The sequence below is a fragment of the Bradyrhizobium sp. BRP20 genome (genome assembly GCF_020194215.1).
Classification (GTDB): domain Bacteria; phylum Pseudomonadota; class Alphaproteobacteria; order Rhizobiales; family Xanthobacteraceae; genus Bradyrhizobium; species Bradyrhizobium yuanmingense.
This window is the reverse complement of sequence record NZ_JADYVY010000012.1, coordinates 173,218-193,777: the sequence shown is the minus strand read 5'-3', so window position 1 is coordinate 193,777 and position 20,560 is coordinate 173,218. Positions and strand designations below refer to the sequence as shown.

General features: G+C 60.4%; 20 protein-coding genes. 1 reads left to right on the top strand and 19 read right to left on the bottom strand.

The genetic code is table 11. The annotated features are described in order from the left end of the window. Positions 1 to 82: 82 nt before the first annotated feature. Positions 83 to 634: a MarR family winged helix-turn-helix transcriptional regulator gene (locus I6F33_RS26105; protein ID WP_225131295.1), complete on the top strand. Its 552-nt coding sequence runs from the start codon at positions 83 to 85 to the stop codon at positions 632 to 634. A 103-nt stretch (positions 635 to 737) separates the two neighbouring features. On the opposite strand, the gene I6F33_RS26100 is transcribed toward I6F33_RS26105, so the two are convergent. The 19 genes from I6F33_RS26100 to I6F33_RS26010 form a co-directional block, all read right to left on the bottom strand. Further along, on the bottom strand, positions 738 to 1,949 hold the full coding sequence (locus tag I6F33_RS26100; RefSeq protein ID WP_225144541.1) for a S9 family peptidase: 1,212 nt from the start codon (positions 1,947 to 1,949) through the stop codon (positions 738 to 740). A gap of 404 nt (positions 1,950 to 2,353) precedes the next feature. Continuing rightward, positions 2,354 to 3,286, bottom strand: a complete 933-nt coding sequence (locus I6F33_RS26095) for a 3-keto-5-aminohexanoate cleavage protein (RefSeq protein WP_225131299.1) — start codon at positions 3,284 to 3,286, stop codon at positions 2,354 to 2,356. A gap of 156 nt (positions 3,287 to 3,442) precedes the next feature. Beyond that, entirely contained in the window at positions 3,443 to 4,321 is an 879-nt protein-coding gene (locus I6F33_RS26090; protein ID WP_225140369.1) for an SMP-30/gluconolactonase/LRE family protein, read from the bottom strand. A gap of 23 nt (positions 4,322 to 4,344) precedes the next feature. Continuing rightward, a complete protein-coding gene (locus tag I6F33_RS26085) occupies positions 4,345 to 5,133 on the bottom strand; it encodes an SDR family oxidoreductase (protein ID WP_225131302.1) in 789 nt (262 codons plus the stop codon). Continuing rightward, positions 5,130 to 5,870 (bottom strand): GntR family transcriptional regulator, encoded by a 741-nt coding sequence (locus I6F33_RS26080; RefSeq protein ID WP_225131304.1) that lies wholly within the window; start codon positions 5,868 to 5,870, stop codon positions 5,130 to 5,132. The genes I6F33_RS26085 and I6F33_RS26080 overlap by 4 nt, the downstream gene beginning before the upstream one ends. A gap of 149 nt (positions 5,871 to 6,019) precedes the next feature. Then, positions 6,020 to 6,937, bottom strand: coding sequence for a DUF1028 domain-containing protein (locus I6F33_RS26075; protein WP_225144540.1), 918 nt, complete (start codon positions 6,935 to 6,937; stop codon positions 6,020 to 6,022). Further along, positions 6,937 to 7,722, bottom strand: coding sequence for an alpha/beta fold hydrolase (locus I6F33_RS26070; RefSeq protein WP_225131308.1), 786 nt, complete (start codon positions 7,720 to 7,722; stop codon positions 6,937 to 6,939). Before I6F33_RS26070 ends, I6F33_RS26075 begins: the two co-directional genes overlap by 1 nt. A 226-nt stretch (positions 7,723 to 7,948) precedes the next feature. Then, entirely contained in the window at positions 7,949 to 8,458 is a 510-nt protein-coding gene (locus I6F33_RS26065) for a nuclear transport factor 2 family protein (RefSeq protein ID WP_225131310.1), read from the bottom strand. A gap of 567 nt (positions 8,459 to 9,025) precedes the next feature. Then, positions 9,026 to 11,482, bottom strand: coding sequence for a 5-amino-6-(D-ribitylamino)uracil--L-tyrosine 4-hydroxyphenyl transferase CofH (cofH, locus tag I6F33_RS26060; RefSeq protein ID WP_225131312.1), 2,457 nt, complete (start codon positions 11,480 to 11,482; stop codon positions 9,026 to 9,028). 68 nt (positions 11,483 to 11,550) lie between these two features. Then, entirely contained in the window at positions 11,551 to 12,258 is a 708-nt protein-coding gene (gene cofC, locus I6F33_RS26055; protein ID WP_225131314.1) for a 2-phospho-L-lactate guanylyltransferase, read from the bottom strand. Next, positions 12,255 to 13,262 (bottom strand): 2-phospho-L-lactate transferase, encoded by a 1,008-nt coding sequence (gene cofD, locus I6F33_RS26050; RefSeq protein WP_225140371.1) that lies wholly within the window; start codon positions 13,260 to 13,262, stop codon positions 12,255 to 12,257. Before cofD ends, cofC begins: the two co-directional genes overlap by 4 nt. After that, positions 13,259 to 14,023, bottom strand: a complete 765-nt coding sequence (cofE, locus tag I6F33_RS26045; RefSeq protein WP_225131318.1) for a coenzyme F420-0:L-glutamate ligase — start codon at positions 14,021 to 14,023, stop codon at positions 13,259 to 13,261. Before cofE ends, cofD begins: the two co-directional genes overlap by 4 nt. Positions 14,024 to 14,272: 249 nt before the next feature. Further along, complete coding sequence (locus I6F33_RS26040; RefSeq protein WP_225131321.1) at positions 14,273 to 14,749, bottom strand: Lrp/AsnC family transcriptional regulator; 477 nt, start codon at positions 14,747 to 14,749, stop codon at positions 14,273 to 14,275. 28 nt (positions 14,750 to 14,777) lie between these two features. After that, complete coding sequence (gene npdG / locus I6F33_RS26035) at positions 14,778 to 15,440, bottom strand: NADPH-dependent F420 reductase (protein WP_225131330.1); 663 nt, start codon at positions 15,438 to 15,440, stop codon at positions 14,778 to 14,780. 200 nt (positions 15,441 to 15,640) lie between these two features. After that, entirely contained in the window at positions 15,641 to 15,874 is a 234-nt protein-coding gene (locus I6F33_RS26030; RefSeq protein WP_225144539.1) for a MoaD/ThiS family protein, read from the bottom strand. Continuing rightward, positions 15,871 to 18,144 (bottom strand): xanthine dehydrogenase family protein molybdopterin-binding subunit, encoded by a 2,274-nt coding sequence (locus I6F33_RS26025; protein WP_225144538.1) that lies wholly within the window; start codon positions 18,142 to 18,144, stop codon positions 15,871 to 15,873. The genes I6F33_RS26030 and I6F33_RS26025 overlap by 4 nt, the downstream gene beginning before the upstream one ends. After that, the gene (locus tag I6F33_RS26020) at positions 18,141 to 18,635 is read right to left on the bottom strand and encodes a (2Fe-2S)-binding protein (protein WP_225131379.1); all 495 of its coding nucleotides are present in this window, start codon (positions 18,633 to 18,635) and stop codon (positions 18,141 to 18,143) included. Before I6F33_RS26020 ends, I6F33_RS26025 begins: the two co-directional genes overlap by 4 nt. Next, a complete protein-coding gene (locus I6F33_RS26015) occupies positions 18,632 to 19,507 on the bottom strand; it encodes a xanthine dehydrogenase family protein subunit M (protein ID WP_225131336.1) in 876 nt (291 codons plus the stop codon). Before I6F33_RS26015 ends, I6F33_RS26020 begins: the two co-directional genes overlap by 4 nt. After that, complete coding sequence (locus I6F33_RS26010; RefSeq protein WP_225144537.1) at positions 19,504 to 20,544, bottom strand: LLM class flavin-dependent oxidoreductase; 1,041 nt, start codon at positions 20,542 to 20,544, stop codon at positions 19,504 to 19,506. The genes I6F33_RS26015 and I6F33_RS26010 overlap by 4 nt, the downstream gene beginning before the upstream one ends. Positions 20,545 to 20,560 lie beyond the last annotated feature (16 nt).

Sequence of the window (20,560 nt, the reverse complement as noted above, 5' to 3'; positions counted from 1 at the left end):
CACCACCGCACCCGCATTGTTGCTGCGTGTTGCAAACCGGGTTAGGTAAGTTGGCGAAATAATGAAGAGGAGGTCTCGGATCATGTCCCGAGATACGACCCGGCAGCAGCCCTCGCTGAGCGCGAAAGGTCACAGGACAAGCAAACAAACCGCTCCGTCGGACCGAATCATAGGAGAAGTCGGTTGGGACATTGCGGCCATCAATGTGCATCTGGAGGACATTCGGCGGACCTGGGCAAAGGCACTTGGCGTCAGCGGCCCCCAATGGCTGATCCTAATGGCGATTGCCGATCTGGATCAGGGTGCAGGCGTGTCCGTCGGAGATGTTTCGGCGAAGATCAACGTCCGCTCCCCGTTCGTGACCGCAGAGACCAAAATGCTGGAAAAGGGGGGCTTCGTATCTCGCACTGCCTCTCCGGCGGATGGCAGGGTCGTTTTGATGTCGCTGACCGAAAAGGCTCGTAAGGCAATTACGAGCCTTGCAGCCAAGCGCAGAAAACTGGATGAGACGATTTTTGCAGATCTTGGGCACGAAAGGCTGCAAGATTTCAGAGAAGTGCTTTCGACCATCAAGCGCAGAATGGAGAAAGTGGCCCTTCAGCTCGAGCTGGATGCAAGCAAGCCGGACGTGTGAGTGGCTATATTACAGGAGCCAGTCGGCTCCGAAGGATTTATGAGCAGATTGTGCGCACCGGACGCCGAGCGCGAGAGCGATTGATCCCAATTGAATTCGCGCCCTAGGCCCTCGACGCCGTGCGGGTATCATTGAGCGCCAGCGGCCGAGCGTTCTTTACGCAATTCTTTCGCGTTGGAATGCTAGGCGCCTGGTCGTTTCGGTCGATGCGCAGTTTGTCTCTGAGCCAATCGAAGATAAACTGCCGCCCAATGCTCGGATTGTCGAGTTGCCGGTGCGATGAACCGGTCTCCTCGCCATTGAAGATCTTGAGATCCATGGGTACGCCGGCGGCGCGGCAGTGCTCATGCAAGGCAGTGATATCCTCCAGGCTGACATAGTCGTGCTCTCCCACAACGACCAAGGATGGACATTTGATCTGACGGGCAAGCTTACAGAACGGGGATAGTTTTATATCTGGACCGAAGAGGCTGGCGGTGACATATCTGTGCTCGAGATCATCCCAAAATCCGCCGTCGCAAACGGCAGCAGCCCACCTCGTTTCGGTTGCCGCCACGCGTGTGGCAAGGGCCCCTCCAAGACCATCGCCTATCAAGGCGATTCGCCTCTGATCGACGTCATCGCGGCTGAGTAGATAATCCAACCAGCGACGTAGAGCCACGCATTGATAATGGTGGACCGGTCGATCCTGGAAGCGCTCGATCTCTCGCGGCAGGTCGGTAACGAGCAATGACAGGCCGTTTGCAATGGCATGAGACTGAAATCTCACCAATAGGTCTTCTTTGGTATCTCTTTCCTCGCCGATGGCCACGACCACCGGGGATTTGCGCGGCGCGGCCGATGAACGAATGAGATAGCCTTGGAGCAAATTGGTACCGAAGCGGATCTCGAGCACCTCTCCACGCGGAGACAGCACTTCCAGGAAGGCCTCGGCACATGAGTTGGCAATGCGAGACAGTTCGGGAATTCTCGGATCGCTGCGAACAAGAAAGGCGGAAGCTGTGCGATAATAGTTCAAGGCGCGCAGCCATTCGTTCCTTGCCGTCGTAAAGTGGCCTTCTGCGCTTGAGAGGCGCGCGCGCCTTGCGATCCGGTCGGCCAGGGCACGCCACTCCTCGAGCCAGCTCTCGTCGTCGCCGACAACGATCTTGCCGGCAATCATGAGGCACTCGGACACGAAGCTTGCGCCCTCTTGAGCATCTCCCAGCAGGCGTCTCAGCTGGGTGCTCTCGACCTCATGATCCGGCCAGTGGGTCCAGCCGTCAGCGTCATATCTGGGCGAGCGGTGGACATTTTTCGCCTGTTCTCGCATCATCCTGCCCTCCCTATTAAGCCGCGTAGAACGCCTCTGTTCTTTGCGGTCGATCACCTTTTTTTCGTCCAAGCGCCGAATTGACACGTGGCGATATGTCGTATGGTGCGGCGCGCGCATGCAATGCTATTTGAACTCATGCTCGAACCCGAAAACGCGACGATTAGGCCGGCTGGTCACATTGAACCGCCATCGGCTCGTCCTGCGGAACGTGTGACCATTTCGTGTTCGCCTATGCCCAGCGGAGTCTAGGCGACGACAACGCACGCGCTCACGGCAGAGAGCCAGACGCTATTCACAGCTCACCGAGTTCTCCTGTCTTCGCCCCGAACGCTGATCGGTGGCCCTTGGCTGCCTTGCTGAGCTGGCGCCGGTCTCATTCGCAAAAGGTCGCCACAAGATCGCACTCAGAAGCCGACATCGCTCGTCCCTTTCAACTTCAGCATGACACGAGCCTCGTCCGGGGTTGCTGCCTCTAATCCGAGTCCTTTCAGGATCGAGCGGGCTAGCCTCACTTGCTCGGCGCTGGAGGTGGCGAGCTTGCCAGGCCCCGCCCAAAGGCTGTCCTCGAGTCCCACGCGGATATTGCCGCCCATTGCCGCAGCCATGGCGCCTATGCGCATCTGCGCGGCGCCCGCGCCGAGTACCGACCAGACATAGTCGTCGCCGAACAGCCGCTCGGCCGTGCGGCGCATGGTGACGATGTCCTCATGATGCGCCCCGATCCCGCCGAGCAAACCGAAGACGGACTGGATGAAGAACGGCGGCCGCACCACTCCGCGGTCGACAAAGTGCTTAAGATTATAGAGGTGGCCGACATCGTAGCATTCGAATTCAAATCGCGTGCCACTGGGCGCGCACAATGCGAGGACCTGCTCGATCTCGGCAAAGGTGTTACGGAAAACGAGGTCGCGTGAAGACTCCAGGTGCTCGCGTTCCCACTGATGGGTGAACTCGTGATAACGCTCGAGCATCGGAAACAGGCCGAAATTGAAGGAGCCCATGTTGAGCGAGGCCAGCTCAGGCCGGAAATGCCGGGCGGGCTCCACGCGTTCGGCGACCGTCATGAATGGGCTGCCGCCGGTCGTGATGTTGATCACGGCCCCCGATCTGCGGCTCAACTCCGGGAGAATCTTCGCAAATCCTTCGACCGATTGGTCCGGCTGACCAGTTTTCGGGTTGCGTGCATGCACATGCAGAATCGCAGCTCCCGCTTCCGCAGCCCGCACGCCCTCTTCGATGATCTCCTCCGGTGTCACCGGCAGGTGCGCGGACATTGAGGGCGTGTGGATCGCGCCGGTTAAGGCGCAAGTGAGAATGACCTTGCCAGGCCTGGCCATGTGAAACCTCAAGAGCTAATCGGTAGTGGGTAAGCGGCGGCGGCCGCGGAATTTTCGGCTTTTATGGCAGGACAGCCGGATCAGGAGTGCCCATCGCGCTTGCGCACGATGGATCTCCTCGCCTGCCAATTGATGACGAGGCAGCTTTTCGCGAGGTCAGCTGGCGAACCGCGGCTCCGGTATGCCCCGGACGCCGAGCCCCTTGATTGCAAATAGGGCCCCGCGCTGCTGTCCGTCATCGGGAAATCGCGGCAAGGGCGGCTTCGCCATGGAGGTCACATAGAGAATGTCGAGGTTGGGACCACCGAACATCACGCTCGTGACCTTGCGCACCGGCATCTGAATAACGCGCTCAACGCTGCCGTCGGGCGCGTAGCGTACGAGCTTTCCATCATAAACAAGCGCTTGCCAAAGAAATCCTTCTGCATCGACCGTAGCGCCATCGGCAGCACCGCCGTTTGAGCGATCTACTGGCGCGAAACGGCGCCGCTTGGTCGCAGCGCCGGTCTCGATGTCATAGTCGTAGGCCCAGATTTCTCCAGTCCAGGTGTCGGCGAAATAGAAGGTCTGGTCGTCCGGGCTCCAGCACGGGCCATTGGACACGATGATCTTCTCGTCCAGGACGTGCAGCGAGAGATCGGGATCGAGCCGGTAGAGACGGCCAGAGGCCTGATCCTCCAGCGTATCCATGGAACCGAACACGAAACGCCCGCGGCGATCGACTTTGCCGTCATTCAATCGATTGCGCGGCAAATGTGCCTCGGGGGCCGCGATCAGCTTCAGCTCCCCGCTCTCCAGATCGAGATCATGCAGGCCCGATTGCAGCGCGACGAGCGCATGCGTACCGTCGCGACGAAGCGCCATCGAGCCGATTTTCGCTCCAACATCCCAGGCGCGAAGCTCGCGTCCATCTGCGGTCGCACGAAAAACGCGACCATCGATGCTGTCTATCCAGTACAGACGCTGCTGCTCGGTGTCCCAAAGCGGGCCTTCGCCAAGCGTCGTCTTCAGATCCGCCACGATCTCGATCTGCAAAGTCATCCCCCCATTCTCACGTTTCACAGGTATTCCACATTCCCGTCAACGCTGATCGCCTGGCCAGTCACATTGCGTGCACCTGGCGAGCAGAGGAATAAGGCCATGGCCGCAACGTCCTCAGCCGTCACCATGCGACGCAGCGAGATCTTCTTGAGGTATTCCTGGCGCATCGCCTCGTAGCTGGTATGGAGCTGCTCGGCGCGCGCGCGGATTACGCCCTCCATGCGCGGGCCCTCGACGATACCGGGCAAAAGCGCATTGACGCGGATGTCGTCAGGACCGAGTTCGGCAGCAAGCGATTTGACGAGCCCAACAATAGCCCATTTCGTTGCCGCGTACGGGGTACGCCAGGCATAACCGAGGCGGCCGGCAACGGAGGCCATGCAGAGGATTTGTCCATAGCGAGATTGGCGAAGCATCGGGACCGCATGACGGGCGAAGCGGTACTGTGCATTGAGATTGATATCGATCGTTTGCTGCCAATCGAACTCTGCAATGGCATCGATTCCGCCCGTCGGTCCGGCAATGCCTGCATTGTTGATGAGCACGTCGAGCCCACCCCAACGCGCAGCCTGCGCGCGAAAGACGGCCGCGACCGCACCGCGGTCCGATACGTCGGCCTTTGTGGCAAGGACCTGCGGATGTTGATTGCAGAAGCTTGCAAGCGCATCGTCGTTGACGTCGCAGATATGCACATACGCACCAGCCTCAACGAAGGCACCCGCAAGTGCGGCGCCAATGCCGGATGCGCCCGCCGAGATCAGGACGCGCAGCTCGGGATGAGGCACAAGACGCTGCAGCACGCTCATGCCGGTGCACCTCCCCGGCCGCGTCTCGGAACGGCCACGGAGCGCCCAATGCCCGCATTGTCGAGAAAGCGGGACAGACAATTGGCGGCCTGCATGATGTCGTCTGTCACAGCGGCACGAGCGGCGGGCGCATCGCGGCTCAACAGCGCATCGAGGATCTGGCGGTGCGCGTCCATAGAACGCTGCAGGTGGGCAGCGTCGGGAGCAACGAGCACGAAGCACGGACCAATGAGCAGCCAAAAATGCTCGACGGCGCCGAGAATCGCCGGTGCCTGTGCAATTTGGTAGATCCGCCGATGAAAGGCGAAGTTGGTCCAGAGATAAGCGGGTCCATTGACTGCATCAGCGGCGCTCTGCAGCCGGCCGTAGAGTTGCGCCACCTCGGCATCGTCGACACGCGTCATACGCGAAGCCGCGCGCTCGGCCAGCAGCCCCTCGAGCGCCACGCGCGCATCGCGCACATCCCGCAGCTGCGCCTCGGACAGGCTCCCAACGCTCAGTCGCGCCGAATCGCGGAATTCGAAGGCGCCCTCGGCTTGCAGGCGGCGGAGCGCCTCCCGTACCGACGTCGGGCTTGAGCCCAGCGCCTCGGCAAGGCCCCGGATTGTCAACTTCTGACCCGGCGCAAAGCGTCCGGCCATCAGACCATCTCTCAAATGCCGGTAAACCTGATCCGCCATCGAGTCCCGGACGAGGGACGGCAACGGCAGCAGGGCAATGAGGTTGCGCGATTCCAAGTTCCCTCTCCTATATGAGATATGTGATCACATTATGAAAAACCCGTCAAGCTTCGTCGGCGGGGATTCCCGAATCGCGCGTTGAGGCAATTGCCGCCCGGCTGGCGGCGGCAGAATGCCTCGCAGAGGAGGCAAGAGGATTGAGCTTTTCACGCACCGAGGAGTTCGTTCGATGACAGCTGAAGGATGCCGACTGCGTAGAGCCCATCCACGAAGGCCCGATACTGCGGTCGCGCCGCAACGATGGCGGCAACGAGTCTCCTCCCTGAAGCGATCTCGCCGGCGCGGATCAGCAGCACGCCCTTCCAGAAGGTTGGCTCTGGATCAAAGCCGATCAATCCCTGGGCGTCCGTGAGCATGCGCAGCGCCTCTGCAAGCTGCGGACCTGTCGCTGCCGTCTCGCCCGAGAGCAGCCCGGGTGTGAAGACAGATGCGCCGAAGATCGTGTGGGCCTGAGAGAGCTTGGTGAGCCTGCGCAATTCGGCAAGCGGCTCCGGATGGTCGTCAACTCGCACATCGATGAGCCGGTTAGCCCAGGGCGCTGGAGCGATTTCGGCGGACACAACGAGGAGCGCGGCCGACATCCGGCCGCGGGCGTCACCTCCAGCGGCTTCAGCTGCATCCATCGCCGCGAGCATGCGGTCGAGAAGTGGGCCGGCAGTATCCTCGTAAGCTGCCAGCATGGCGGGAACCACGGCGTCGCTGGCCAGCATGTTTCCCAGCACCACAACGTTGCTGGCCTCGAGCTGAGCGCGGTGGGGAACGCAGCGATCGCCAGTGAACATGGCTTTGCCGCCAGCGGCATCGAGAAAGGCGACTTGGCGCAGCTCTCGGTCCTCGTCCTTCGCAAGCAGGCTCGTGAGCGCCATCGGCGCCGACACGCCGGAGGCCATGAGATCCAGCCCGTTCGGCCCGTAAGCTGGATCAACGAACGATTGGGTCGCAACAACACCAACGCCGGCTCGCGCAAACGGCACAACGCGCCCGAGGGCGAAATAATGCGATTGGCTCGCAACACCCAACTCACCCGTAACCGAATCCCGGGCGACAATCGAGTACGTCATCATCAAGACTCCACACGCTCGAGGTGCGCCTTGATCGCCGCGATCAAAGCCAGCGGATCCTCCAGCATCGGCAAATGACCGATACCTGGCAGGAGAACGTGCGGAGCATGCAGCGAGGCTGCCATTTCTGCGCCGGCTGCGGGAGGGCAAGTCAGGTCGAACTCCCCGGTCAGAACCGTCACAGGGCAATTGACGCTGGCCACATGGGCGCGGATATCGGCCGCGCAGGCGGCTCTCCACACGCGACGGATGTCGTCCTTTCCGTTTGGATTGCGCAGCGCAATGGTCTTGGCCACCACTTCGGCAGACGCGTGTGGACCCAGCGCATATTTCGGCAAGATAAGCTCAAACATTTCGGTGACGGTGTGATACTCGAGGGTGGCTAGAACAGCTGCATTGTCAGAATCTCGCGAGTAGAGCTGACTGCCTACCGCAACAACCGAGAGGACCCGTTTGGGCTCTGCAGCGGCGAGATAGACCGAAATTGCTCCACCAAGCGAACCGCCGATGGCGTGGAAGCGATCGATGCCTGCCCGGTCCACGGCATCGATGCAGTCCTGCGCCCACCGCGCAAGGTCGTACTGTTCGGCCGGCGGCGAGTCACCGAATCCACGCATGTCGGGGACAATCGTAAATCGGTCGGCGAATGCCGGAACAATTTCGGCCCACGCCGCGCCCTTGAGATTGATAGGATGCACGAACAGGATTGGCGGCCTGCTCGCGTCGGTCTCGCCATGGTAAGAAACGGCGATCGGACCGACCGGTCGCTTGATAGTGAGCCGCCTCATGAGTCCTCCACGGTCACGACGTTCCGAACGGCCGAAGGGACGCTCGATTGCGTGTGCTCTCCCTTTCCAGTGAGGCTCGCGCACTACGGTCCATCCGCTTCTCGGCGGTCACATCGGGCGGCAAGTTCAGCTGGAAAATCTTCTTTGGACGTTCTTCGCCCCGGCGGGATCAGCCTGTCCGCCGGATGTAGGCGGCGCGGCCAGCCCGGCGGGGCGCTCGCTTTGATTACAGCTTTTGGTCGTCCGTAACCGAGAAGCTCTTGCCGAAGCCTGGCGGCAGATAACCCACGCCGCGGCTGGCGTAGCTATCGCCGAACGGCTGCCGGATCTTGTCTTTGGGCGCCATCTCCGAGCAGTGGAAGTGCCAGATCTTCCACTCCGGCTTTCCCTCTCCGTCGTTGCGCACGTAAATTTCGGTGCTGCGCAGGTACTGGTCCGGTTTGTCGGCTTCCTCGAAATTGCCTTCGCAAAGCAGGTAGGCCATGTCGCCATGGAGATCCAGACGCCAGATGTGCATGACCGCAGGCTTCGATCGCGGCCTGTCCTTGAACGACTCCCAAAAAGCGGTCAGTTCCTCCCGCCCAAAGTACGGATCGCCGCTAAGGTTGAAATTCAAGAACGCGGTGCCACTCGGGAAGCAGGTTCGCATCAAGGGGATATCCCACTTGTGATTGGCAACCCACCAGTCGCGGTGCACTTTCAAAATGGCTGCTCGGTCCTCATTTAAAGTCGGCATGAATGCTCCTGATTGGTGTGATCGTTAAATTGGCCGCCGGGAAAATCCCCCTCAGATTGGCGACCTCATCGGCCTTCGGGTCAAAGACCAAGGCAGATTCTTGTGCTTACGCCTCGGCCACTAGCAGTCGCTCTGGACAGCAGTTCTGAGCGGTTCAGCTGAGCGCGCGCCAGAAACGCGAAATTTCGAGCGCTGAAGCAGGGCGTTGCCGCTGCTCGTCGTGATCCACTGACGCGGACGGCGCCAAGAATGCACTTGGATGGCCTGCAACGCTGAGCCAACTCATAGGCCGCGGAATAGTTGATCCAATGACTCTTGCGGCACAGCGCATTGCGCGCCCACAACAAGCTTGAGCTGAGAGCAACACGAAGAGATGGCGCGAAGCGCCGGCCGATCGAAGCTGGATGCGCGATCAATGCCCGGCCGAAAGCGTGCGCTGGCGCGATAATGCGGCTCACTTTAGGGTCCCTCCGTTCTCGATATGTGATCACAAATCAAATTCAGCGTCAAGCATTCCCGGCCGACGCCTTTCGGCATCGTCTCAGGCTCGCGCGGGACGCGCTCCCATTACGTCATTTCAAGCGCGCGGGACCGAGGGATGTTTCGCACCTCGCGATGGTCGTCCAGTCCCGTAACAATCGGAGTGAGCGCCGGAGGGTTCAGCGACGCGAGATAACGATCGTCAGCAACTTCGCCATAGAGCGTCGTACGTTGGCGCGGCAGGCGTGCCATGGCCCGGATGAGCTCTTCCATTTGTTTTGGAGCCATCTCGTGGCCATGCTGAGCACCGGCTGAACGCGAGATCGTTTCGTCCATCAGCGTGCCGCCGAGATCGTTCACACCAGCCTCAAGGCAGGCGCGAATGCCTTGTTCGCCGAGTTTCACCCAAGAGGTTTGGATGTTGGAGATTTTCGTGTGGAAGACGAGCCGCCCGATCGCATGCATGAGAACGACTTCGCGGAAGGTCGGCCCCTTGCGCGAGCGCCCTTTCAAGTAGATCGGGGCCTCCATGTGCACGAACGGCAATGGGACAAATTCAGTGAAGCCGCCGGTCTCGGTCTGAAGATCCCGGATGCGCAACAGATGCTTTGCCCAATGCTCGTAACGGTCGACATGACCGAACATGATCGTTGCGGTGCTGCGCAATCCGGCTCTATGGGCCGCTGCCATGACCTGCAGCCATTGCGCGGTGTTGATCTTGTCGGGACACAGAATCGCGCGGACCTCGTCGTCCAGGATTTCTGCGGCGGTCCCGGGCAATGTACCAAGACCGGCGTCCTTCAACTCGCGCAGAAACTCATCGACCGAAACTCCGAGCGTCTTGGCCCCCTGAAACACCTCCAAGGGCGAGAAAGCATGGATATGCATTTCGGGCGTGAACTGCTTTACGGTCCGACAAATCTCAAGATACTTTGCGCCGGTGTAGGCGGGATGGATGCCGCCCTGCATGCAGACTTCGGTCGCGCCACGCTCCCAGGCTTCGCGCGCGCGCCGCCCGATCTCATCCATGGAAATATCGTACGGCCGCCCGCGCAAGTTCTCGGCGAGCTTTCCTTTCGAGAACGCGCAGAACTGGCACCTGAAGTAGCAGATATTAGTGTAGTTTATGTTGCGGTTGACGACATAACTAACGCAATCCCCATTGACGGAGCGGCGCAGCTCGTCAGCAGCGCGGCACACGGCCGTGAAATCGCACTCCTCGGCTTCGAACAGCGACACGATCTCTGCCTCGTCGAGTCGTGCCCCAGAATGAGCCTTTGCGACGATTCTCCGAAAGCTGCCGGTTAGGACGGCGGGCGAGCTGGCATCTTCACGCAGCATCGCGAGGTCCCCGGCAGGCGGCTCGCACCTCGCTCCAGGGCACCATTCGTCTCGGCGCGGCCAGCCATGTCCGTCGACAAGACCGAGCAGGTTCTTCTGCAGCGACATGTCAGTCCAGCGAGCATATTGACGCGCATAGGGCGGATAAACTGCGAGGCGTTCGACGAGCGTCTTGCCGCATTGAACGGTGGCCTCGGAGAGACGTGCCAGATGCGGCCATGGCGCCTCCGGATTGACATGGTCCGGTGTAACCGGGGATACGCCGCCCCAGTCATTGATGCCAGCGGCCAGAATCTTGTCCAGTACGCCCGGGCTGAGATTGGGGGGAGCCTGGATGTTCATGTCGGGCCGGAACAGCAATCGCGCGAGCGCAATGGTCCACAGATGCTCTTCCATTGTTGGGGCCGCCGCGCCCCTCATGCGGGTATCCGGCTTCGGCTTGAAGTTCTGGATAATGACTTCCTGAATGTGCCCGTAGCTTTCGTCTAAATTGCGCAATGCAAGCAATGAGGAGATGCGCTCAAGCGGCGTCTCGCCGATACCGATGAGCAATCCGCTCGTGAATGGGACCGAGAGCTGGCCTGCCAGTTCAATTGTCCGCAACCGACTTCCAGGCTCCTTGTCAGGTGAGCCGAAATGTGGCCCCCCGGGCTCGCACAGTCGTGCCGAGGCGCTCTCGAGCATGATCCCTTGCGAGATGGAGACCTTGCGCAAAGCTGCGATATCGTCGGCCTCCATCAAGCCTGGATTGAGGTGCGGCAACAAGCCAGTCTCGCAGAAAACCACGCGCGCGGCTTCCTGGAGGTAGGCGAGCGTCGATGCAAAGCCCATCTCGTGCAGCTCTCGCTCGGCCTGGCGGTAGCGCAGCTCAGGCTTGTCGCCCAGCGTAAACAGCGCCTCCTTGCAGCCGGCCTCACGACCGGCACGCGCGATCGCCAGCACCTCATCGATGGTGAGGTAGGCACGCTGCCCTTTTTGGGGCGGATGGGCGAATGTGCAGTAGTGGCAGACATCCCGGCATAACTGGGTCAGCGGAATGAAGACTTTTCGCGAGTAGGAGATCTTTCTGCCGTGAGCCTCATCCCGCTTTGATGCCGCCATCCGCATGAGATCGGGAAGGGACACGTCGCTGACGAGAGACATGGCCTCGGAAGCGGAAATGTCACTTCGCCTCAAGGATTCCAGAAGCATCCGATCCACCATTCTCAGAACTCCTCACGCTCCGCGAAAAACGTCGGAGCTCTCTGCATTTTGGGCAACCAACCCCGAGCTCACTTCGGCCGCCGCATCGACGCTTGCGCGCCCCGTCCGTCCGTTCCCATCCCCAGCCGCCTTTGGCCGAGATTAATCGAACGCAAATAGCGATCGGTGGCTGTGGACGTGTTCAGGTCAAGAAAATCAAAGACATCGGCGGGAGCATCGAGATCAAGCCCAATCCTTGCATTGCGGCACACGATAGGCTGAATGCCGAGCCTATCGGCTGCGGCGATGTGGCGGGCGAAGCTATCGGGGCCGAAACACGGCTGCAAGGCTCGCGCTACGGTGAATGCAACCGCGTTGGTGCCGCCATCGCGCGGCGCCGGCACGATCACGGCGTTGCCTTGCGCGGCTTGGAGGAGCGTCGAAACGTCCTCGCTCAAGATAGCCGGCACATCGCTCGGCAGAACAAGGATGAGTTCGTCCCCACGATTTTCGACCGCGGCGAGCCCGGCTGCCACTGCCGCATTGGTTCCGTCCGCACCGCCGTCACCAATCACGACAGTCCCCAGACGAGCCGCCTCTTGAGCGACATCCTCAGCATTTGTTACCACAGCGATATGATTTAGTTTTATCACGCCACATGCCGCGCTCAGAACATCGCACAGCATAGACCGGGCCAACAGGGCGCGCTCGGATGCCGTCAGCAATGGGGAGAGCCGCTGCTTCGCGCACGAGAACGATTTTGCCGGGATGACTACCCATGCATCACGTGTCGTCATGATGCGCCTCCCTTTGAAGGGGCCCTGCCCCGCCGCTCGTGCGTTGCGCGAAGGTTTTCGCCGAAGGCAAGCGCATGCTCTGCGAGCATGAACTTCGACTGCATGTCTGTCATGAGCGTAGGCGCCGGGTGTACATCGACCCCCAGGTCGCCTGCCCCTGCCGCATCGGCAATATCTATGATCAGGCCATCGAGCAGCCCCGCATAATGCCTGGAAATCTCTGCATTTGACGGCTCAAGGCCGAGTTCGTCCATGATCTTGCGCGTCGGTCCTTTGATTGCCTGACCGCCGATAATCGGGGAAATGGCCACAACGGGAACGCTGGTCGCGCGCAGTTTTTCAGCCATCCCTGGAACAGCCAGGATTGGATCGATGCTGAGATAAGGATTGGAAGGACATAGGATGATGAGGCGGAGATCCTCGGCATCGAATGACGCAAGCACCTCCTCGCTCAGGCGAGCGTTTTGCGCCCCGCTGAACCGGATCTGCTTGACAACCGGTTCGCAGCGACGCTCGACGAAATAGCGCTGGAATTCGAGCTCGCCTTCCGTGGTGTCGAGGATGGTCGAAAGCCTGTCATTGGTGACGGGCAGCACAGCTGAAGCGATCCCGAGCCGTCGTGCAATGTCGCTGGCAATCGCTGTGAGACTTTCTCCCCTTAAGCGGCGGCGGGTCCGCTCGATATGCATCGCCATATCGCGATCCCCGAGCAAGAACCAGGTCTCGCCGCCGATCTGCTTCAAGGCCTCCATGAAGTTCCAGGTCTCATCGGATCGGCCCCAGCCGCGCTCGGGATCGCTGAGACCGGCGAGCGTATAAAGGACTGTATCGAGGTCCGGCGAGATATGGAGTCCGAGATGCTCGAAATCGTCGGCCACATTGATGACCACGGTCAATCGTTCTCCGAGAACGTGCTGTAATCCAACAGCGAGCTTTGCTCCTCCGACGCCCCCGCAGAGCGCCACAACACGCCCTTTTCCCGGCAAATGTGACCGCCCGTTCATCTGAACATATCCCGTTCTTTCGCACGCACGAGCGCGGACGCCGAATTGATAGGCGCACGAGAGGAGAATCCACGAACATGGATTACTGGTTGGCCTTCGGCCGCCTGTCCCATCAAGAGCGAGGCGGCGGCCGCCAGCTCATCCGCGACCGCGATCTCTGTTACCTGCATGGGCCGGCCGAACAGATCGGGCTTGCCGATCATGCTCTGAAGGGCAGGAATTCCAGCACTTCCAAGCGCCACACCTACGACGCCGTTGCGCCATGGACGGCCGAAGCTATCGTTTATGATGACGCCGACATCGACCCCGAATTGTCGATCGAGGCCGCGCTTGAGGTGCCGGCAACTGTCATCCGGATCTTCAGGCAGCAACAACACGCGATGGCCGCGATCCTGCTCGATATTGGATTCATCTATGCCGGCGTTCGCCATCACGAAGCCGAGGCGGTGAACAACGATGATCACATTCTGTCTTGCGCGAAGGACCTCGGTGGATTCTGAGAGTACCACCTCGATGTGCCGGGGATCTTTGCCGACCGTTTTTGCAAGCTCCACAGCGCGGTCGGAAGGCCTCACATCATCGAGATAGACGTACCTGTTTTCGGCCTTCGACACGATCTTTTGTGCGACGACAAAAATATCGCCGGATGCCACGGCGATCTCTCCGGTCTTCGCGCCATCCGCGATGACACCAACCAGATCGTCGCCAGGCCCCACCAGAGGGATCCCGGGAAGGGCGCTGTATGTGATGCTCCTCGTCATCGCGACTTTTTCCTCCTTCGCCGCTGCCGACACGTCTTGTTGTTTCTGGCGCGGGGCATCTCTCCTCGAATACGATCTCTACGCGCCGTACCCGAAATCAGTTCTGTATCCTATCTGCTTCTCCCTTAAGCAGACTAGCTGGCACACCTCCTGGATAAGTCTTCGACGTTCGCATCCTTCAAGCGTGCTGACGCGCGTTTCCGTGCTATCTCTTGCCCTTATTCCGAACTCCGCTTCGCAACGGAGAGGCTAGCCATGAAGCGCCGCCGGAGAAATTGACCGCTTTATGACAGTGCGCATTGCGAAACTCGATTGCAGTCTTGCCACCCCCGGCAGGCGTGACAGGTGCTGCTTATGAATGCGTTCGTAGTCCTCCATGTCGCGCGCCAGTACCGAAAGCCGATAATCGTCCGTACCGGACATCAAATGGCAGGCGATCACGTCGGGGCATTTCTGAATTTCGGCTTCGAAAGCCCTGAGCGCGCCCTCGCTTTGGCGGTCAAGCGTGATGTGGACGATCACGGTGAGGGGAAAGCCAAGCGAGTTTGCATCGATCTCGGCCGAGTAGCCTTTGATGATCCCGGCTTTCTCCATTTGCAGCACGCGCCTTGCGCAAGACGTTGCCGAGAGGCCGACCCGTTCGGCCAACGCCAGCTGGCTTATGCGGGCATCCCGAATGAGTTCGCTTAGGATTTTGCGGTCTAGAGGATCGAGGGCTGTGAGCATCGTTGCGAACGCCCGTGTGGCTTTCCATTCAGGTCAGGCCGGAAATCGTGATGCCGGCACCCTTCACCTTGTATTTGCGGTTGATCGCGATCAGGACGGAGGTGAGGGCCTCGGCTGCAGCGGAGTTCGCGAGCGCACCGCCATCGATCCCGCGATTGCTCACCGCATCCGCCAGCAACATCACCTCCTTGCGGGCCTCAGGATCATCGCTGAACACCAGAACGTCGCAGTCCGCCTTTCCTCCGGCATGGAGCTTCTGTGAGCCGACATTGTGAAACGCTCCGACCACCCGCGAACTCGGATCAAGCTGCGATTGGGCGATCAGCGCAGCCGACCCGGCGCTCGGGAGTTGAACAACAGAGACCTTCGGCGGCACGAGCGGCACGACCGCGGTGACAACAATCTTGCCCTTGGCCGCGTCCTTGATCTCGGCCAGGCTTGTCTCATAACTGGAGAATGGCACCGCAACGACAACAATATCGCTCTTCGCCGCGGCGGCAGCGTTGGCCTCGCCAGTCACATTGGCGAACCCGTCGGATTTTAAGAGCGCGACTGCATCCTGAGCGCGCTCAATCGAGCGCGATCCAAGAATGACGGAATATCCGGCGCGACTCCAGCTGCGGGCAAGGCCGGATCCGAGATCTCCAGTGCCGCCGACGATCGACAAAGTCGGAAGGGGCGCGTTCGACATTTGGCTTACACTCCTTTGCTTGCGGCATGACGCCTTGACAGTGAAACTCTGCTTCGCTCGAGCGTGCTTGACCGTATTCACACCAGGCCGAACACTCAATAGATCAGTCGCACCGCTCCTTCACGTGAACGAATTAGTTCAAAGACGGCTCGATCGCGGGTCAACACTTCTCGGTCCGTCGCCGAACAAAGAAGTTCATACTAGCCGCCTTCAAGATAGGGAAAGCAATTGAGCTCGGCTCCGTCTTTGACTTCAGCTGACAACGGCACGACCATGTCACCAATCGAGGCCAGCCAGACATCATGCTCGGCGCTCAACGAGCCGATCACGTTGAGAACCGTCGCTCCCTCGGGGAGGTCAAGCTGAATGGATCCAACCCCGCCGGGCAAGAACCGACGGAGATTTCCATGCATATTGACCTCGACGCGGATCATGAGTGCGGGGCTCGCATTGTGGCGGCAATCTTTTCAGCGGTCATCGGCAGCGAGTTCGGCCAGCAGCCAGTCGCCGCCGCGATCGCATTGCCGATTGCAGCCGGTGGTTCGATGCATGGTGGCTCTCCAACGCCCTTGGCACCGTAAGGACCGGCAGCGGATCGGCATTCGACGATAATGCTCTCGATCTCCGGGACATCCATCGCCGTCGGCATCTTGTAATCTGTCAGGTTCGCATTCATGACGCGACCGTCCTGATAGACGATCTCTTCCGACAGGGCCTGGCCTATACCTTGCGCCACGCCACCCTCGATCTGTCCCTCAATATAGGTCGGATTGATCGCATATCCGACGTCCTGGGCCACGACATAGCGATTGATCGTCACTTTGCCCGTGGCTTGATCGACCGAAAGGTCGACGGCGTGGGCATGGTAGCTCGGCGTATTCCAGACCGGGAGCGGATGGTTCTTGACGCGTGTCGGATCGTAGGCTGGTGCCGGTGAAATGGCTGTGCCATGCGCAATGAGCCCGCCACCGGCAAGACGCGAGATGCGTGCCAGCTCCGCAATCGAAATCGACTTGTTGCCGACGACCACGTGCTTGTCCTGCAGCTTCATATCCTCAATCGGTGCTTCCAGCTGCTTGGCCGCGAGTTCGAACATCTGACGCCGCAGCTCTTTAGCTGCCGCAAGGCACGCATTGCCCACAGAAAAGGTCGTACGGCTGCCTTGAGCGCCGTAGTCGAACGGCGCGGCCTGAGTGTCCACCCCGGTGACGTTGATGTCCGTCAAGTCCAGAGACAGCTCCTCGGCGAGCACTTGAGCGGCTCCCGTGATCGCGCCGGTGCCGATTTCAACGGCGCCGCTGACGAGCGTCGCACTCCCATCGGGATTGATCTTGACATAGACACCAGACGAGCCACCCGTCGTCATCCACCAGCTGCAGGCGATGCCCTTGCCCCGTCCTGGCTCGGGATTACGATCTTGCCAGCCGATCGCATCGGCTGCCTTGCGCAGACATTCCTCGATGCTCACAGAGGTGTGCGTCTCGCCCGAAGGGCCTGGATCCCCCTCCTTGACGATATTGCGCAGGCGCATTTCGAGAGGATCCAGGCCGAGATCCTTTGCGATCATGTCGATCTGGCTTTCCATCGCGAAATTCGCCATCGGTCCCGCCGGAGCACGGAAGGAGCCAGAATGGACCTTGTTCGTGTAGACAGCGATGCTTTCGAACGCGAGCGCTCCTGTCTTGTACGGACCTGCCATGACCTGAAGTGCGATAGCAGCCGTGCCTGGACCTGAGCCGGCATAAGCGCCACAATCCACGATGACCCGGCCGCTTCGGGCAAGAAGATGCCCATCCTTGTCAACGGCAGTTTTGAGCAGAACCACGGAAGCCTGACGCGGAAGCGCGGCTGTAAGCTCCTCTTCGCTCGTCGACATCACTTTGACCGGGCGGGCAGTCTTGCGCGCCAGGAGAGCTGCGAAGTGCTCGACACCGATCCTCAGCTTGCCACCGAAGCCACCACCAATTCCCGGCACGGTGACGCGCACCCGCGCGGCCGGCAAATCGAGGATTTCGGCCAATGTCGTTTGCGTGTCGAACGGCAATTGGGTGTTGCACCAGACCGTCACTATCCCGTTCGCATCCCAATCCGCGGTCGCAACGCGCGGCTCGGTGTATCCTGGATGCTGAAGCGAGGTCGTGAACCGATGCTCATAGACCTTATGAGCCTTTGCGAAGGCTCCTTCGACATCGCCGACGTGAATACGGGCGTGACCTGCGATGTTGTCCTTGCGCGAAATGATCGGGAGCGCCTTGTAGGTTTCCCAATCAGGATGGATGCGGATATCGCTTGTGAGCGCCTCTTCCGGATCGTACAGTGCCGGTAGATCCTGATATTCAACCTTGATGGCTTCAATCGCGCGCTCGGCGATCTCGCATGACGTGGCAGCGACCGCGGCGATCGCATGTCCCATGAACAGGACGCGATCGGTTGCAAACACGGTCGTGTCGCGCACCGCCGTTCCATAGCGGACCTGCGGGATGTCAGCGGCGGTGATGATGCCACGCACGCCTGCGATCGCAGCCGCGCGCGAGATGTCGATGTTCTTGATCAGAGCGTGCGCGCGAGCACTGCGCAGGATCTTGCCGTAGAGCATACCGGGCAGCTTGAAATCCGCAGCGTAAACGTGCTTTCCGGTAACCTTGCCGACGCCATCCCGCCGGGGCAGGCGGAGACCGGCAACGCGATGGGTTTGAGCGTTCATTGCTTGGCTCCCGAAAGTGCGATGCGCTCTGCCGCGGTTTCCACGGCATCGATGATCTTGCGATAGCCGGTACAGCGGCAAAGGGTACCTGCGATAGCTTCCCTGATCTCGTCGCGCGAGGGGCGGCAGCCCGGATTTTCGTCCAGGAATGACTTTGCCGTCAGGATCATGCCCGGGATGCAGTAGCCGCACTGAACGGCGCCGCATTCGATGAATGCTTCCTGAAGGGGATGCAGATGCTCGGGATCGCCGATCCCCTCGATCGTGGTGATCGAGCATCCCTCAGCTTGCCCCGCGAGCAGGATGCAGGAATTGACGGCCCTTCCATCGAGCAGCACCGTGCAGACCCCGCACTCTGCTTCCAGGCAGTTCTCCTTGGTGCCCATCATGCCGATCCCGTTGCGCAGGACCTGTAGCAGCGTCCAATGAGGCTCAATGAGCAGCTGATGGCTCTCGCCATTGACAACGATATTGAGAATTTTCCGGTTCATTGATCCTGTTCCCGAATTCGTTGCAAACATGTCCCGAGCGCGCGCTCGACCATGACCGCGACAAGACCGCGGCGGTAGCCGGCCGACGCGCGAACATCAGAAATGGGACTGGAAGCCTCTGCCGCGATCCTGCCCGCCTCCACAAAGCTTTCCTTTCCGGCAGATCTGCCGATGAGATAACTCTCCGCCTGTTCGGGCCGGAACGCCTTTGGGCTTGCGGCTCCGATTGCCAGGCGCACTGAAGCGCAACGCGAGGTGGAGGCATCCAGCGTCAAGCAAGCTGCAACACAAACCACCGATATCTCCATGGCCCGCCGGCGCCCTTCTTTCAGGAAGGCGGTTGCGGATCCGGCCGGAAGCTTGGCAAATCGGATGCTGGTCACGATCTCGGCGGGCAAGAGATCAGTCTTTCCCGGGCCGACGATGAAGTCGCGCAAGGGGACGGAGCGCCGTCCATTGGGACCTGTCATGTCGAGGCTTGCATCGAGCGCGAGCAGTGGCGGCACAAAGTCGGCGGCAGGAGAAGCATTGACGATGTTGCCGCCGATGGTTGCGATGTTTCGTACTTGATGGCCACCGACGACGCTGGCAGCTTCGACCAACGCTCGCAGATTACCCCGAAACGCAGAATGCGTTTCGATCGTGCGGTACCTCGTTAACGCGCCAAGGGTGAATGCTTCGGTAGTCTCGGTGATTTCGCTCATTCCGGCCAGGCAGGCGACATCGATCAGATGTACGGGATCGATCTTCTTCCGATTGATCTGGATAACCGTATCGGTCCCGCCGGCGACATAGCGCGCGGTCGGCGCAAAGCGTTGAGCAAGGTCGATAGCTTCAGTGACCGTGGCCGGCCGATGGAGATCAAAGCTCATGGCTTGCTCCCTTCCAGCGCCTGGGCGGCAGGCCACACCTCGGAGCCCATCTTGGCGATCGTATCCTCGATCGTACCTCCTTCGGGAGCGAAGGGCATGATGATAATCCCGTCGACGCCGGCCTGGCGCAGTTCGATCACACGCGCGGTCACCTCCTCCACCTTGCCGGCCAAAGTGAAGGCGTTGATATGGCGATCGGTCACGTATGGCAGCAGAGGAAGGTAAGGCGTCACCCCGGCGGCGTAATGGGCGCCCTGGACAGAGGCGAGCACGTCCTCCGGCAAGGTCAGCCCCTGCTCTTCGGCTGTTTCAAACTTGAGACGCCCTGCCCCGAGCAGTCTTGCAACCGTCGGCCGAAGCGCGTCACGGGCGGCCTGACCGTCTGAGGCAACACAGGCATTGAGCCGAACGATCAGCCTGACGGATTTGGGATCGCGGCCCGCCTTCCTGGCCCCATCGTCCAGTCTCGCGCGGAAGGCCTTGATTTCCGGAGCATTGCCGCCGGCCTCCATGAACGCGGCATCGGCGCAAGCGCCTGCCGTCCGTTGGCCGAGCGGACCATTGCTGGCCACATAGATTGGGATATCGGCGCGAACAGGGGTGAAATTCAGCTTGCCCTCCTTGAACCGAATGACCTCTCCCTCGTAGGTGACGGTCTCGCCGCGCAGGAGCATCCGAATGACCTCGATCGCTTCGCTGATAGCGCGCGCCGGCTTCTTCCGATCGATGCCAAGCTCAGCAAAACCGGAAATACCGGCGCCGAGGCCGAGAATTGCGCGCTTGTTGGAAATCTCGTCGAGCGTCGCAATCGCCATGGCCGTCAGCGCCGGATGTCTGGCGTAGGGATCTGTCACGCAAGGTCCGAGCCTGACCCGAGACGTATTTTGTGCAAAATATCCAAGACACGAATAGACCTCCCGATAGAACCGTTCATCGGCAAGCCAGACCGTGTCGTATCCGCTCGCTTCGGCGAGCTTCACGCGATCAAGCATCTTGGCCATTGGCGCGTTGCCGAGAATCAGCAGGTCGAGGGTCATCTTGTTGGTGTCCTGT

What these genes read in the sequence shown, in the direction of transcription:
- I6F33_RS26105 (WP_225131295.1), top strand. Translation starts at nt 83, where the DNA reads ATGTCCCGAGATACGACCCGGCAGCAGCCCTCGCTGAGCGCGAAAGGT.
- I6F33_RS26100 (WP_225144541.1), bottom strand. Translation starts at nt 1,949, where the DNA reads ATGATGCGAGAACAGGCGAAAAATGTCCACCGCTCGCCCAGATATGAC.
- I6F33_RS26095 (WP_225131299.1), bottom strand. Translation starts at nt 3,286, where the DNA reads ATGGCCAGGCCTGGCAAGGTCATTCTCACTTGCGCCTTAACCGGCGCG.
- I6F33_RS26085 (WP_225131302.1), bottom strand. Translation starts at nt 5,133, where the DNA reads ATGAGCGTGCTGCAGCGTCTTGTGCCTCATCCCGAGCTGCGCGTCCTG.
- I6F33_RS26075 (WP_225144540.1), bottom strand. Translation starts at nt 6,937, where the DNA reads ATGATGACGTACTCGATTGTCGCCCGGGATTCGGTTACGGGTGAGTTG.
- I6F33_RS26070 (WP_225131308.1), bottom strand. Translation starts at nt 7,722, where the DNA reads ATGAGGCGGCTCACTATCAAGCGACCGGTCGGTCCGATCGCCGTTTCT.
- I6F33_RS26065 (WP_225131310.1), bottom strand. Translation starts at nt 8,458, where the DNA reads ATGCCGACTTTAAATGAGGACCGAGCAGCCATTTTGAAAGTGCACCGC.
- cofH (WP_225131312.1), bottom strand. Translation starts at nt 11,482, where the DNA reads ATGGTGGATCGGATGCTTCTGGAATCCTTGAGGCGAAGTGACATTTCC.
- cofC (WP_225131314.1), bottom strand. Translation starts at nt 12,258, where the DNA reads ATGACGACACGTGATGCATGGGTAGTCATCCCGGCAAAATCGTTCTCG.
- cofD (WP_225140371.1), bottom strand. Translation starts at nt 13,262, where the DNA reads ATGAACGGGCGGTCACATTTGCCGGGAAAAGGGCGTGTTGTGGCGCTC.
- cofE (WP_225131318.1), bottom strand. Translation starts at nt 14,023, where the DNA reads ATGACGAGGAGCATCACATACAGCGCCCTTCCCGGGATCCCTCTGGTG.
- I6F33_RS26040 (WP_225131321.1), bottom strand. Translation starts at nt 14,749, where the DNA reads ATGCTCACAGCCCTCGATCCTCTAGACCGCAAAATCCTAAGCGAACTC.
- npdG (WP_225131330.1), bottom strand. Translation starts at nt 15,440, where the DNA reads ATGTCGAACGCGCCCCTTCCGACTTTGTCGATCGTCGGCGGCACTGGA.
- I6F33_RS26030 (WP_225144539.1), bottom strand. Translation starts at nt 15,874, where the DNA reads ATGATCCGCGTCGAGGTCAATATGCATGGAAATCTCCGTCGGTTCTTG.
- I6F33_RS26025 (WP_225144538.1), bottom strand. Translation starts at nt 18,144, where the DNA reads ATGAACGCTCAAACCCATCGCGTTGCCGGTCTCCGCCTGCCCCGGCGG.
- I6F33_RS26020 (WP_225131379.1), bottom strand. Translation starts at nt 18,635, where the DNA reads ATGAACCGGAAAATTCTCAATATCGTTGTCAATGGCGAGAGCCATCAG.
- I6F33_RS26015 (WP_225131336.1), bottom strand. Translation starts at nt 19,507, where the DNA reads ATGAGCTTTGATCTCCATCGGCCGGCCACGGTCACTGAAGCTATCGAC.
- I6F33_RS26010 (WP_225144537.1), bottom strand. Translation starts at nt 20,544, where the DNA reads ATGACCCTCGACCTGCTGATTCTCGGCAACGCGCCAATGGCCAAGATG.